Here is a 12,695-nt window from a genome sequence, read left to right as displayed (position 1 = left end):
AAAACAATCAAGACATAAGACTCTTGCAAAAATGAGCGCAGCGACCCCAAACCACGATTACCACATCGTACGCCGACAGCCCATACAAACAGCTTTGCAAGAGACTCACCCCACAAACGAAAAAGCCCCGTCGCGAGACAGGGCTTTTCCAGCGATCGCGCAATTAAGCTGCGACTACGCTCACGTAACGACGACCGAAGGCGCCTTTTACTTCAAACTTGATCACGCCTTCGACTTTAGCGAAGAGGGTGTGATCTTTACCCATGCCAACGCCGTAGCCAGCGTGGAATTGGGTGCCGCGCTGACGCACGATGATGTTGCCTGCTTTGATAGCCTGGCCGCCATACATCTTCACGCCAAGGCGTTTGGCTTCTGAGTCGCGACCGTTACGGGTACTACCACCAGCTTTTTTGTGTGCCATGAGTTCAATTCTCCTAGTGAGGAATTAGGCTGAAATTAAGCCTGAATACCGGTGATTTTGATCTCGGTGTACCACTGGCGGTGGCCCATACGCTTCATGTGATGCTTACGGCGACGGAACTTGATGATGCGGACTTTATCGTGACGACCTTGGGAGATCACTTCAGCCACAACGGTAGCGCCAGCAACAACTGGAGCGCCGATATTCACGTCGTCACCGTTGGCAACCAACAGAACGCGATCAAAGGTAACGGATTCGCCGGTAGCGATTTCCAGTTTTTCGATCTTCAGGTATTCACCTGGGGCGACTTTGTACTGCTTGCCGCCAGTAACGATTACTGCATAAGACATGGTATTTCTCCGATAATCCTGCTCACCCAGCTCTTTATAAGAAGAGGTATTGGCTGGCATGGCTGCATGGGGCTGGAGGCCCGTTTGCAATTGCGTAAGGCAGGTGCTGCCCAGGAAGTTCAGGGTGCGCGATTGTACGCAAGCCACGAGCGCCTTGCAAGGGGCCATCCATCGCGCCTTGACACCTGCAAGCGTGGGTCCTAGCATGCCGCGCAACCCTTCTGGAGCGACTGTCGCTGATGCAACCCCAAGCTTTCTACCGCGCGGTGGCCGACGATTTTAGCGCCGTCGACGGCATCATAAAGAAACAGCTGACTTCGCGCGTGCCGCTTGTATCGAAAATCGGCGATTACATCACCTCGGCCGGAGGCAAACGCCTGCGTCCATTATTAGTGTTGCTGTGTGGCAAGGCCCTGGGCCGTGAAGGCGACGAACTGCGCCTGCTGGCCGCCACCATCGAATTCCTGCACACCGCTACCCTGTTGCATGACGACGTGGTCGACATGTCCGGCATGCGCCGTGGCCGCTCGACCGCCAACGCCATGTGGGGCAACGCGCCAAGCGTGCTGGTGGGTGACTTCCTGTATTCGCGCTCCTTCGAAATGATGGTCGAGCTGGGCTCCATGCCAGTGATGAAGATCCTTTCGCAAGCCACGCGCATCATCGCCGAAGGCGAAGTGTTGCAGCTTTCGAAGGTGCGTGACGCCAGCACCAGCGAAGAAACCTACATGGAAGTCATCCGCGGCAAGACCGCGATGCTCTTCGAAGCCTCGACCCACAGCGCCGCCGCCCTGTGCGAAGCCACGGCGGAACAAGCCGAAGCCCTGCGTACATTCGGTGATCACTTGGGCGTGGCCTTCCAGCTGGTCGACGACCTGCTCGATTACAAAGGCGACGCCGAAACCCTGGGCAAGAACGTCGGTGACGATCTGGCCGAAGGCAAGCCGACCCTGCCGCTGATCTATACCATGCGTGAAGGTACGCCGGAGCAGGCCGCCCTGGTGCGCAAGGCGATCCAGAAAGGCGGAATCGAAGACCTGGAAAGCATCCGCGAAGCCGTGGAAGCCTCGGGCTCGCTGGAGTACACCGCGCAACTGGCCCGCGATTATGTGGCCCGTGCGATCAAGTGCCTCGAAACGCTGCCCGCCAGCGAATACCGCGATGCACTGGTTGAACTGAGCGAGTTCGCGGTCGCACGTACGCACTGATTCTAAAGCAGGATCAAGAGATCGCAGCCTTCGGCAGCTCCTACACAAACTCTGTAGGAGCTGCCGAAGGCTGCGATCTTTTGCTTTCAGCTCCCCGCGCATGAAAAACCCTATATAATGTGCGTTTTTTAGCGATCCTGAATCCAAGGAGCCTTAGTGAGCACGTTGCCACCCTGCCCAAAATGCAATTCCGAATACACCTATGAAGACGGCGCCCAGCTAATCTGCCCCGAGTGCGCCCACGAATGGTCCGCCAGCGGTGAAGCCGAAGCAGCGTCCGATGACGCAGTGAAAAAGGATTCGGTCGGCAATGTTCTTCAGGACGGCGATACCATCACCGTAATCAAGGACCTCAAGGTCAAGGGTACGTCTTTGGTGGTCAAGGTCGGCACCAAGGTCAAGAACATCCGCCTGTGTGATGGCGATCACGACATCGATTGCAAGATCGACGGCATCGGCCCGATGAAACTCAAATCCGAGTTCGTCAGAAAAGTCTGAACCTGCTGTTATCCATCCCGCGCCCGACGCGGGATGGCGCCTCACCCTCCCCCGTTTCGCCCAGTAAATCCTCGCAATAGCCAAACGCCAGTCGTTTTGACCTGACGCAATCTTTACCCGGAAAAAAACGCAAACCGCCAATAGGCCCTTGCTATTTAGTGAATAAGAATTATTCTCATAAAACCTTCAGTGGAGATGAGAACCATGACTTATTTGATCGATGCCTGGCTGGACCGCCCACACCCTTACCTCAGGATCCTGCATCGGGAAACCGGGGAAGTCTGTGCCGTGCTGGAAGAGGAAGCCCTGAGTGAACTGCAGGATCAGGGTGACCTGGACGTCAGCGGCCTGAGTTCCAGCGAGCCTGTAGTACTCAAGGAACTGGTGCGTAATCTGTTCTTGTTCTGCTATGCCCGGGCGTTGCGCCCGTCGCACGATCTGAACCATAAGATCGAGATATGAAAAACGCTGCAAAACTTTGTAGGAGCGAGCTTGCTCGCGAAGAACTCAAACACACCGCGTTCATTCAGGATGGCCGCGTTATCGTTGACGCCCATCGCGAGCAAGCTCGCTCCTACAGGTACAGGTAATCAGCGGGTATTACAGAACGTCGAGCAACTCGACGTCGAACACCAGTACGCTGTGCGGCGGGATGCTGCCAACGCCTTGAGCGCCGTATGCCAGTTCGCTCGGCACGTACAGGCGCCATTTGCTGCCGGCGTTCATCAGTTGCAGGGCTTCGGTCCAGCCGGCGATCACGCCGCCAACCGGGAATTCTGCAGGCTGGCCGCGATCATAGGAGCTGTCGAAAACAGTGCCGTCGATCAGGGTGCCGTGGTAGTGAGTACGCACGGAGTCTTCCCGGGATGGCTTGGCGCCTTCGCCAGCGGTCAGCACTTCGAACTGCAGGCCGGAAGCCAGAGTGGTGATGCCGTCACGCTTGGCGTTTTCAGCCAGGAAGGCCAGGCCTTCGCCAGCAGCCGCTTCAGCCTTGGCTGCAGCTTCGGCCTGCATGATTTCGCGGATGACTTTGAAGCTGGCGGACATTTCTTCCTGACCCACACGGCTTGGCTTGCCGGCGAATGCGTCGGTCAGACCTGCCAGGATCGCGTCCAGGCTTACACCCGGTGGCGGGTTGTCGCGCAGTTGGTCGCCCAGCTGACGGCCAATACCGTAGCTGACGCGGGTTTCGTCGGTGGACAGATTTACTTCGGACATGACACTGCTCCGCTGTGCGGACGGCTCGGGAACTTGCCATGCGTGCACAGCGCGTCCCGGAGCGCCCGGAACCAAAAGGGCCAGCAGACTAGCACAGATGTCATGCCATTGATGAGGGACGTCAGGCGATCGGCACCTTCAGGTTTTCCTCGACATCGGCAACCAACCCGCACATTTCGTCATGCACGACCGTGTGCACGAGGTTGAAGTGCAACTTGGGAAAGGAACGCAGCACATCACGGGCATGCTCCACCGAACGCAGGCTCATCATATGGCCGTGCGTATCGCTCAGGGGGTACGCCGCGCCATGCATCCGTGCTTCCAGCAGGTAGATGCCCCCCTCCATGGAGATCAGGTTCAGCTCATCGACCTTTCCGGCGACGGCATACGCATTCAACTCATGCAGGGTCATGAACGCACCTCACGCAGTGGCGAGCCAACATACTTACAGGGATAGGCCTCGGCGCATCAAAGCACAAGCCACAAACGACGCCGCCCGTCTGTTTTGCAACAGACGGGCGGCGTGTTTCATGGGGCCAGCAATGGATCAGTGCTTGGTGAGTTTATCCAGGTAACCCATGGCGAACGCCGATACCACGAAAGTCATGTGGATGATCACGTACCACTGCAAATGTTCAGGGTCGACGTTCTTGGCGTCCATGAAGATGCGCAGCAGGTGAATGGACGAAATCGCCACGATCGACGCCGCCACCTTCATTTTCAGCGACGAAGAGTCCATGGTGCCCAGCCAGTTGAGCTTTTCCTTGGAATCGTCGATGTCCAGTTGCGAGACGAAGTTCTCGTAGCCGGAAATCATCACCATCACCAGCAAACCGCCCACCAGCGCCATGTCGATCAGCGACAGCAGCACCAGGATCAAGTCCGATTCGGCCATCGAAAACACGTTCGGGATGACGTGGAAGACTTCCTGGAAGAATTTCAGTGCCAGCGCCAACAGCCCGAGGGACAGACCGAAATAGATCGGCGCCAGCAGCCAGCGCGAGGCGTACATTGTATTTTCGATAAAGCGTTCCATTGAATCTCACATGTGGACTAAAAACGGCCGCGAGTATACCAGCCACCCGTCTATACCCAGAAGCAGCCAGAAACCGTCGAAAAATCCGCCACCTGCGCCTGTGTATCAAAGTTTTTCTGCTAGTGTCCAAATCATTGACTGCTCAATGATGTCGGACAGGAAGACTGGAAATGGATGTGCGATGGCCTTTGACGAGCGCCGGAATTTGCCTGGCGCTGCTGCTAAGCGGCTGCTCACCCAGCGATGAAAAACGCCAGGTCAGCCTCGAAGAAAAAACCGCGCAGTTCGAAAAGTCGCTGGACGCCATCCAGGATCCGAAACGCAAGGATGCCGTGTCGGAGCTGGGCGGCTCACTGCTGCTGCTCGAACGCGCGCAACTCAAGCTCGACAGCAAACCGGTGGAAACCGAATACGGCGAAGACGCCCTCGCCATACTCAAGCACTACCCGACCCCGCAGGCCCTGGTCGATACCTACATCAACGGGTTGTTCGTGCTGCAAAAGGACTCCAGTTCCGACTACCTGACCGATCTGCAACCGGTGTTCCCGTTCACGTTCAGCGTTCCTGCCGCGTTCTTGTTTCCCCATGGCCTGGAATGGCAGTCGGTCACCCTAAGCAATAAACGAGTGATTCCATTCCAGCCGGAATGGTCGGAAACCGACCCCGGCATTCAACTCAGCCCATCGAGTTCCAACCTGACCAACCCCGATGACCTGACCGTGGCCTACCCCTTCATCGAAGGTCTCGACATCGACAGAAAGCAGCAACCACAACCGGTGAGCCTGCAAGGTAAAGTCGAAGTCATCGCGCCACGCCGCCTCTATAGCTTCGAGCTGACGAAAAAGGACGTTGGCCAGACTCGCACCAATGACAACCTGAGCGTCACCCTGCTCACACTGACGAACAACTACGCGGAAATCGAATACAACAACAGCGCGCCCCTGGCCCCGGAAGTCAGTGAAACGCCGCTGAACCCGCTGATCATCCAGGCAAGGGACAGCACCGGGCAATTCATCTCGCGCGCCGGCTCAATCAACGAAACCGCGGTACAAATTGCCTTCTATCAGCAGCAACTGGCCAAGATGCAGCAGCAAAAGAGCTGGAGCGAGTCCCTGGAAAAACAGCTCGACGAAGAACAACGCAACTTTGAGAAACAGCAGGCTCGACATTATTCGAAGGTGTACTTAAACGGGACGATCGAAACTCTCGAAGTCAGCATGCTGGATTTTTCCGCCGTCACGGTCACCCGCAAGGACCTCGACCTGCCGATCCGGCGCTTCGATGCCAATACCACGGACAAGTCCATCCAGCCCTTGAACCTGCCCGTGGTGGTCTATGACGACCAGGCGCCGGGCTGGCTCAAAGGTGCGACGCTGAGCAAGGAGCAACTGAAAAAGAACGTCAGCATCAGTCAATCGGTCGACGACCCCAGCGCTGCGCGAATCGAATTCACTCATCTGCGCAGCTTCAACGATGAACTGCTCGGCACATCGTTCAACCCCGGTGAAAGTCCGGTGAGTTTCTTCACCGAAGACGCTCGCGGCAAACGCGACGAGCCGATCGAGCTGCCGCCTGAGGCGTACCAGATCGATCCCCTGCGCGGCACCATCACTTACGATCTGAATCTGTTTCCGGAAACGCCGGCCTATGCAGTGGGCTCGATGCCGCTGTTCCTGGCCACAGTCGAGCAAAAAAACGTCGATGCCCGCCAACTGCCCAAAGGCCTTGAGCTCAAAGCCAATGCTCTGGTGGTTGATTTGAAGGCGTTTCCCGCCCAGGACTGGCGCTTTTTCGCCAAGGACGACAGCGGCAATTACTTGAAGGAAATTCTATCGGTCAGCCATGGCGCAAGCGCACAGGGTCCGGCGCAGTTTGCCGTGCATTACTACTACGGGCAGCCTACGTGCCTGGAAACCTATCAGCGCATTGACCTCGCCACCGTGCAATATGGTTTCGAGGTCAAACTCGACAAGGCCGACATCACACGCCTTGATCAATAGTACGACTCAGTGCTCGGGGTGAAACTCGAAGCCGCCCATGTTTCGGCAGCGACCACCGTTGATTTCCCGCAACTGGGCTTGCAGGTGCAGGCACCAGATTTGCGGATCGTTGGCCAACTCGTAGCCGTGCAAAGTCAGGCTTTCAACGATGGTGTCGAGGATTGATTCAGCGACGAACGGACCGTGAAACGGGCCTTGGGCCTTGATGGCCGAAGGTTGTTCGCCGGCCATTCCGGCGGCGAACAGCAGAGTCCACATGCCCGTATCTCCCGCCAACGGACGGATGGCACACTCTATACGGGTCTCAAGGCCCAGGCATTGACGGGTGAGGCAGAGGTTGCGCGACATGGCGGCGACCCTCGGTAGATCCGGTATTCAGCCCCCATGTGAAGGCTGTTTCGATCCTGTGATTACTGTCGATATCCTTGAGCTGAGAATAGAAGAAAAGTCTGCCTTGCAGGCCGGGTGAGACCGAAAGGCGCCGAATGGTCACGGTGTGAATATTGACGCCATTTCGATGACGCTTTTCGACGCTCACCACAAAAAAAATGTGGGAGCGAGCTTGCTCGCGATGGCGGTCGAACATTCAACCTATTGGTCGAATGAAAGTCCGCTATCGCGAGCAAGCTCGCTCCCACAGGGGATTGCATAGTTTCAGATCAACGATGCATCAGGCCGGCTTGGTTTCCGCCAACGCCTCTTGCGCCAACTCTTTCTCGGCTTCCTTCAGATCATCTTCGCTGATCATTTCCGCGATAACCCGTAGGCGCTCCACGACCCGTGCGTTCACGCTGCCTTCAGGGAATTCGCCATTCTCGTTCGGCTCGCCGGCCGGCTCGCCGACCAGCAAACTCAAGGCTTCGTCGGCCTGACGGACCGCGTAGACATGGAACTGCCCCGCACGCACCGCCGCCAGCACCTTCTCGTCGAGCATCAGCGTGGCGACGTTGGCATGAGGAATGATTGCTCCCTGCTCGCCGGTCAACCCGCGGGCTTCGCACAGACGGAAGAAGCCCTCGATCTTCTCGTTGACTCCGCCGACCGCCTGCACTTCGCCGAACTGGTTGATCGAACCGGTGATGGCAAAGCACTGCTTGAGCGGGGTTTTCGACAAGGCCGAGATCAGGGTGCAGGCCTCGCCCAGGGAAGCACTGTCGCCATCGACATAACCGTAGGATTGCTCCAGGGCGATGCTCGCGGAAATCGCCAGCGGAAACTCCTGGGCGTAACGACTGCCCAGATAACCGGTTAGGATCATCACGCCTTTGGAGTGGATAGGCTGGCCGAGGTTGACCTCGCGCTCGATGTCGACAATGCCGCTGCCGCCGGGGTACACCGTGGCGGAAATCCGCGCAGGTATACCAAAGGCCGAATCACCGACTTCCAGCACCGTCAAGCCGTTGCACTTGCCGACCGCCGCGCCCGCGGTGTCGATCAGGATGATCCCGGCCAGCATGTCATCGAGAATCCGCGCCGAAACCCGCCCAGTCCGCGTGGCCTTGGCCTTGAGTGCACGCTCGATGTGCCCGGCGTCGGTCATTTCATCACCAGCCAGGTGACGAATGAAATCCGCCTCGCTGACCAGTTGGAACAAGTCACCGATACGGGCCGACAAGCGCCCCTGGTGTTCGGCCAGACGCGCACTGTAAGTCGCCAGGCGTGCCACCGCATCGGCAGTGAGCGGCGCCATGCCTTCTTCGGAAGTACGGGTTTTGAGCAACTGGGCGAACTGCTCCAGGCTCTCGTCGACCATCGGGATGTCTTCATCGAAATCCACCAGGACGCGGAACATTTCCTGGAAGTCCGGATCGAGGTCTTGCAGCGTGTAATACAGCTGACGGGCGCCGATGATGACGACTTTGACCTGCAACGGAATATGCTGCGGCGTAAGGGTGACGGTCGCGAAACGCCCCATCTCGCCCAGCGGCGATTCCATTTTCAGCTTGCGCGATTGCAGGGCACGTTTCAGCGCATCCCACACGAATGGCTCGCTGAGCATCTTGTCCGCTTCAAGGATCAGGAAACCACCGTTGGCCCGATGCAAGGCACCCGGCCGCAGTTGGCGGTAGGTGGTGTACAGAGCGCCCTGGTCGGTGCTGTATTCGATACGACCGAAGAGGTTTTCATAGGTCGGGTGCGGCTCGAACACCACCGGCGCACCGCCGCTGGCCGAATGACCGACCACCAGGCTCGGCGCGTATTGTTCTTCCAGCAACTTGCGGGCGACAGCGTCGGTCTTGCTGTCGTCCACCAGTTGCTCGACCACGGTCTTGAGCAAGTACACCTGCATGGCTTGCAGATAACCACATACCGCGGCGTTCTCGGCGTACTTCTCCGACAATGGTGACAACAATGGCTGCAAGGCCAGGGTGATGGTTTCTTCGTTCAGATGACGCAGTTGGTTACTCGATTCGCGCTTCCATTGCGGCAGGCTGGCGAGCTCTTCGTTCAGGCGTTCCTCCAGCACGGAAATATCCTCGTGGAAGCGATCGCGCTCGGCTTCCGGCAGTTGTGCGAATTCAGCTTCGTCCAACGCCTTGCCGTCGCCCATTGGGGTGAAGGCGATATTGCTGGCGTCGCGGTAGAGCGCGACGTCCTTTTCCAGTGCCAGACGCTCGATGACGTCCAGCGCCTTGTCGTAGCGCTGGTTGAAGGCGCGGTCAATGGCGCTTTTCTTCTGCTGGTAAGACGGATGCTCGAAGACTGCCGGAAAGGTCGCCAGCAGGTTGTCGATCAGACCGTTGATATCACCAATGAAGTTACCGGCAGTGCCCGATGGCAATTCCAGGGCACGTGGTTCGCGCGGCTCATCGAAATTGTTGACATAGACCCAGTCCGCCGGGGTCTGCAGGCGCTTGCCTTCGGCCTTGAGGTAGCGTTTGACGAACGAGAACCGGCCAGTGCCGGGCTCGCCCATGACGAATACGTTGTAACCGGGGCGTGGCATGGCCACACCGAACTGCAAGGCTTCGACCGCACGTTCCTGGCCAAGCACACCGCGAAAGGGCTCCAGATCATTGGTGGTAGAGAAGCTGAACTGTTCAGCGGAAAACGGACGGGTCAGCGCTTCGGGCGACAGACGCAAGCTGGCAGCAACAGGATCAGGCATCGGGCTTCCTTAACAATCAGGCGGGGCAGATGGCAGCATTCTGGCGCTGCCCATGCCCGACTGGCAAGGAGCGCCGCAGGCCTGAGCATCGTCAATCCGCCAACCCCAGGCGGGCCGGGCTTGCGCCGCGGTTTCCCATGAATGTTTTGTAAAAAATCACGGAGCCCGGTGATCGTGCCTAAACTCCAGACTGCGCGGCTGGACTAATGACCGGCCCACTTGTCCATTGGTATGCACATAAAGAGAACAAAGCTATGAAACGGATTCTTCTCGGTACTCTCTTCACTGCTGTATCCATCAACGCCATGGCTCAGGCGCCGGGCGGCCCGGATTGCGGTTGGGGCAACATGCTGTTCGAAGGTCAGCGTGGTACTCCAGCTCACTTCCTGGCATCCACCACCAACGGCACCTCCGGCAACGCAACCTTCGGCATGACCTCCGGCACCAACGGTTGCGCGACCAATGCGTCGCTGACCTATGGCGGCAAATCCTGGTTTGCCATGAATGGCATGATGAACGAGCTGTCCGAAGACATGGCCAAAGGTCAGGGAGAGGCGCTGACCACCTATGCCGTGGTACTGGGCGTGGCGCCGGAAGACCGTGCTCACTTCGCCGCCGTCACTCACGAGCACTTCCAGCAGATCTTCAGCAAGGCTGACGTGACTGCCGAAGACGTGCATACCAATACCCTGGCCGTGCTCAAAGCCGACCCTCGTCTGGCCAAGTACGCGACTCAAGCTTAAGCTCGACCCGCCCCGCTTCTTTCGGGAAGCGGATTTTGTTTTTTGGACCTGCCTCTTTTTGGGTAATACCGCTTGACTGTAGGAGCTGGCTTGCCAGCGATGGTCGTTAACGATCACGCGTGTTTACTGGATAAACACAGCGCCGTTGAAGCCATCGCTGGCAAGCCAGCTCCTACAGGTAAATGGCACCCACAGGGCTTATTTTTTTTCGAGTTAAGTTGCCATCTATGCTCAAACGCCTTGCCTGGCTGGCGCTGTTTGTCTGCACCCCGCTGTCCGCCGCGCCTCAAATCGACCCACAACGTTTGCAGCAACTGGCCAACGACCCTTTCTGGATATCCCTGGGCCATTACGAAACCGCCAAGCTCGGCGGCTGGCGCAGTTATGTCAGCGACCGGAAATTCTTCCTCGCCGCTGACGGCAATGAACATCCGGACCATGAACTGGCGGCGACTGTACAAGCCTTGTACGCCCCGGCCAGTGCCGGTGAAAAGCACGCGCAATGTGTCTACCCGGCCCGCACCCGCTGGCTGAAAGAACAACTCAGCCTGAGCGGACTGCCGACGCCGGCCTGCGCTGAATTCAAACAATGGTTCAAGGACGTCTCGCCCGACAGTGCGGTGATGATATTTCCGGCGGCTTACCTGAACAGCCCGTCCTCGATGTTTGGCCACACCCTGCTGCGCATCGATCAGGCCGAAGTGAAGAGCGACAAGACTTCGCTGCTCAGTTACGCGATCAACTTCGGCGCCTACATCGAGGGCTCGGACAACAGCATCCTCTATGCCTGGAAAGGCCTGATGGGCGGCTATCCCGGCCTGTTCGCGATGGTGCCCTATCAGGAAAAGCTCTCGGAATACCGCAGCCTGGAAAACCGCGACCTGTGGGAATACCGCCTGAACCTGACCCAGCAGGAAACCGCGCGCATGGTCGAGCACGTCTGGGAGCTGAAGCAGATCAAGTTCGACTATTTCTTCTTCGACGAAAACTGCTCATACCGCTTGCTGGAACTGCTGCAAGTGGCCCGCCCGGGCCTGCGCCTGACCGAGCAATTCCCGCTCACCGCCATCCCGACCGACACGGTCAAAGCCGTGAAAAATGCCGGACTGGTGGAGTCCATCCAGTATCGTCCGTCCCGAGAGCGTGAGTTGCTCAGCCGCGCCGAGCCGTTGAACCCTGAAGAGCAGCAATGGGTGCTGAAAGTCAGCGCCGATCAGAAACAATTGCAGGACCCGGCCTTCAAGGCACAACCCCGCGACCGTCAGGCGCTGATCATCGATGCGGCCTATCGTCTGGAGCGTTATCGCGCCAACGGCCAGGAACGCGACCCGGCGCGCGCCCAGCGCAGCTTCGAACTGCTGCGGGCAATCAACCAGAACCCGGCACCGGAGCTGGATATCCCGCAACCGGGCCTGCCTGAAGACGGTCACGAGTCCCGTACCTGGCAGCTCGGCCTCGGCAGCCGTGGAGATAAGGCCTTTGGCGAGTACGGCTTGCGTATGGCTTATCACGACCTCAATGACAACAACAAAAGCTTTCCCCTTGGCGCGCAGATCGAAATCCTGCAATTGAAACTGCGCCAGTACGAAGGTAATGACTGGCAAATGCAGCAACTGGACCTGGCGACCATTCGCTCCCTGACCCCGCGTAACGAGCTGCTGCAACCGCTGTCATGGCAAGTCACAGGTGGTCTGGAGCGGGTGCCGGGCAAGCACGATGACCAGACCCTGGTCAGCCACGTCAACGGTGGCGGCGGCGGCACCTGGCAACTGGGCGACGATCTGCTCGGCTTTGCCCTGGGCACCGTGCGTATCGAGCACAACAACGACTTCGCCGCGTTCATCGCACCGGCCGCTGGCTTCAACAGTGGTGTGCTGTGGAAAAACCCGCTGGGCAACTTGAGCCTGGAAGCCAAGGGGGATTTTTTCAGCAATGGCGAAGTGCGTCGTAGTCTGAGCCTGAATCAGCAATGGGAAATATCCCGCAATCTCGGACTGCGCTTGAGCGCCCGGCGCGAGTTCAGCCATTTGGCGACGCCCGAGAACGAAGTGATGCTTGAGCTGAAGTGGTATCACTACTGACCCGAATGCAACGCAACTCCCACAGGGGTTG

Annotated in this window: 13 protein-coding genes; 6 read left to right on the top strand and 7 right to left on the bottom strand. The window is 58.1% G+C overall.

Annotation, left to right across the window (positions count from 1 at the left end):
* Positions 1-163: 163 nt before the first annotated feature.
* Positions 164-421, bottom strand: coding sequence for a 50S ribosomal protein L27 (rpmA, locus tag AC1D1M_RS19100; protein WP_003281574.1), 258 nt, complete (start codon positions 419-421; stop codon positions 164-166).
* A 35-nt stretch (positions 422-456) separates the two neighbouring features.
* Entirely contained in the window at positions 457-771 is a 315-nt protein-coding gene (gene rplU, locus AC1D1M_RS19095) for a 50S ribosomal protein L21 (protein ID WP_003176051.1), read from the bottom strand.
* A 239-nt stretch (positions 772-1,010) separates the two neighbouring features.
* Here rplU and AC1D1M_RS19090 point away from each other — a divergent pair, with 239 nt between their 5' ends.
* The 3 genes from AC1D1M_RS19090 to AC1D1M_RS19080 all read left to right on the top strand — a co-directional run bounded on the left by AC1D1M_RS19090 (position 1,011) and on the right by AC1D1M_RS19080 (position 2,939).
* Entirely contained in the window at positions 1,011-1,979 is a 969-nt protein-coding gene (locus AC1D1M_RS19090; protein WP_477776829.1) for a polyprenyl synthetase family protein, read from the top strand.
* A 156-nt stretch (positions 1,980-2,135) separates the two neighbouring features.
* Positions 2,136-2,477 carry a zinc ribbon domain-containing protein YjdM gene (locus tag AC1D1M_RS19085; protein WP_008028840.1) on the top strand — a complete coding sequence of 114 codons (342 nt, stop codon included), beginning with the start codon at positions 2,136-2,138 and terminating at the stop codon, positions 2,475-2,477.
* Between the two features lie 204 nt (positions 2,478-2,681).
* The gene (locus AC1D1M_RS19080) at positions 2,682-2,939 is read left to right on the top strand and encodes a PA4570 family protein (protein WP_150716723.1); all 258 of its coding nucleotides are present in this window, start codon (positions 2,682-2,684) and stop codon (positions 2,937-2,939) included.
* A 138-nt stretch (positions 2,940-3,077) separates the two neighbouring features.
* On the opposite strand, the gene AC1D1M_RS19075 is transcribed toward AC1D1M_RS19080, so the two are convergent.
* From AC1D1M_RS19075 to AC1D1M_RS19065, 3 genes are all read right to left on the bottom strand, one after another.
* Positions 3,078-3,695 carry an FKBP-type peptidyl-prolyl cis-trans isomerase gene (locus AC1D1M_RS19075; protein ID WP_477776828.1) on the bottom strand — a complete coding sequence of 206 codons (618 nt, stop codon included), beginning with the start codon at positions 3,693-3,695 and terminating at the stop codon, positions 3,078-3,080.
* A 121-nt stretch (positions 3,696-3,816) separates the two neighbouring features.
* A complete protein-coding gene (locus AC1D1M_RS19070) occupies positions 3,817-4,107 on the bottom strand; it encodes a DUF6482 family protein (RefSeq protein WP_008022513.1) in 291 nt (96 codons plus the stop codon).
* A gap of 135 nt (positions 4,108-4,242) precedes the next feature.
* On the bottom strand, positions 4,243-4,731 hold the full coding sequence (locus AC1D1M_RS19065; protein ID WP_128605940.1) for a TIGR00645 family protein: 489 nt from the start codon (positions 4,729-4,731) through the stop codon (positions 4,243-4,245).
* A 170-nt stretch (positions 4,732-4,901) separates the two neighbouring features.
* On the opposite strand from AC1D1M_RS19065, the gene AC1D1M_RS19060 reads away from it, so the two are divergent.
* Positions 4,902-6,731: a hypothetical protein gene (locus tag AC1D1M_RS19060; RefSeq protein WP_477776827.1), complete on the top strand. Its 1,830-nt coding sequence runs from the start codon at positions 4,902-4,904 to the stop codon at positions 6,729-6,731.
* A 6-nt stretch (positions 6,732-6,737) separates the two neighbouring features.
* On the opposite strand, the gene AC1D1M_RS19055 is transcribed toward AC1D1M_RS19060, so the two are convergent.
* Together AC1D1M_RS19055 and AC1D1M_RS19050 are read right to left on the bottom strand one after the other, a co-directional pair.
* The gene (locus AC1D1M_RS19055; RefSeq protein WP_218432480.1) at positions 6,738-7,079 is read right to left on the bottom strand and encodes a PA4575 family protein; all 342 of its coding nucleotides are present in this window, start codon (positions 7,077-7,079) and stop codon (positions 6,738-6,740) included.
* Between the two features lie 322 nt (positions 7,080-7,401).
* On the bottom strand, positions 7,402-9,840 hold the full coding sequence (locus AC1D1M_RS19050; RefSeq protein ID WP_477776826.1) for a Lon protease family protein: 2,439 nt from the start codon (positions 9,838-9,840) through the stop codon (positions 7,402-7,404).
* Positions 9,841-10,094: 254 nt separating this feature from the next.
* On the opposite strand from AC1D1M_RS19050, the gene AC1D1M_RS19045 reads away from it, so the two are divergent.
* Both AC1D1M_RS19045 and AC1D1M_RS19040 read left to right on the top strand, forming a co-directional pair.
* Complete coding sequence (locus AC1D1M_RS19045; RefSeq protein WP_007970900.1) at positions 10,095-10,583, top strand: DUF3015 domain-containing protein; 489 nt, start codon at positions 10,095-10,097, stop codon at positions 10,581-10,583.
* Positions 10,584-10,810: 227 nt separating this feature from the next.
* Entirely contained in the window at positions 10,811-12,664 is a 1,854-nt protein-coding gene (locus AC1D1M_RS19040; protein WP_477776825.1) for an Lnb N-terminal periplasmic domain-containing protein, read from the top strand.
* The last annotated feature ends 31 nt before the right edge of the window (positions 12,665-12,695 follow it).

This window comes from Pseudomonas sp. P1_F7 (assembly GCF_056405655.1).
The sequence above is the reverse complement of the archived record's forward strand: the minus strand, read 5'-3'. Positions and strand labels throughout refer to the sequence as shown.

What these genes read in the sequence shown, in the direction of transcription:
- rpmA (WP_003281574.1), bottom strand. Translation starts at nt 421, where the DNA reads ATGGCACACAAAAAAGCTGGTGGTAGTACCCGTAACGGTCGCGACTCA.
- rplU (WP_003176051.1), bottom strand. Translation starts at nt 771, where the DNA reads ATGTCTTATGCAGTAATCGTTACTGGCGGCAAGCAGTACAAAGTCGCC.
- AC1D1M_RS19090 (WP_477776829.1), top strand. Translation starts at nt 1,011, where the DNA reads ATGCAACCCCAAGCTTTCTACCGCGCGGTGGCCGACGATTTTAGCGCC.
- AC1D1M_RS19080 (WP_150716723.1), top strand. Translation starts at nt 2,682, where the DNA reads ATGACTTATTTGATCGATGCCTGGCTGGACCGCCCACACCCTTACCTC.
- AC1D1M_RS19075 (WP_477776828.1), bottom strand. Translation starts at nt 3,695, where the DNA reads ATGTCCGAAGTAAATCTGTCCACCGACGAAACCCGCGTCAGCTACGGT.
- AC1D1M_RS19070 (WP_008022513.1), bottom strand. Translation starts at nt 4,107, where the DNA reads ATGACCCTGCATGAGTTGAATGCGTATGCCGTCGCCGGAAAGGTCGAT.
- AC1D1M_RS19065 (WP_128605940.1), bottom strand. Translation starts at nt 4,731, where the DNA reads ATGGAACGCTTTATCGAAAATACAATGTACGCCTCGCGCTGGCTGCTG.
- AC1D1M_RS19060 (WP_477776827.1), top strand. Translation starts at nt 4,902, where the DNA reads ATGGATGTGCGATGGCCTTTGACGAGCGCCGGAATTTGCCTGGCGCTG.
- AC1D1M_RS19055 (WP_218432480.1), bottom strand. Translation starts at nt 7,079, where the DNA reads ATGTCGCGCAACCTCTGCCTCACCCGTCAATGCCTGGGCCTTGAGACC.
- AC1D1M_RS19050 (WP_477776826.1), bottom strand. Translation starts at nt 9,840, where the DNA reads ATGCCTGATCCTGTTGCTGCCAGCTTGCGTCTGTCGCCCGAAGCGCTG.
- AC1D1M_RS19045 (WP_007970900.1), top strand. Translation starts at nt 10,095, where the DNA reads ATGAAACGGATTCTTCTCGGTACTCTCTTCACTGCTGTATCCATCAAC.
- AC1D1M_RS19040 (WP_477776825.1), top strand. Translation starts at nt 10,811, where the DNA reads ATGCTCAAACGCCTTGCCTGGCTGGCGCTGTTTGTCTGCACCCCGCTG.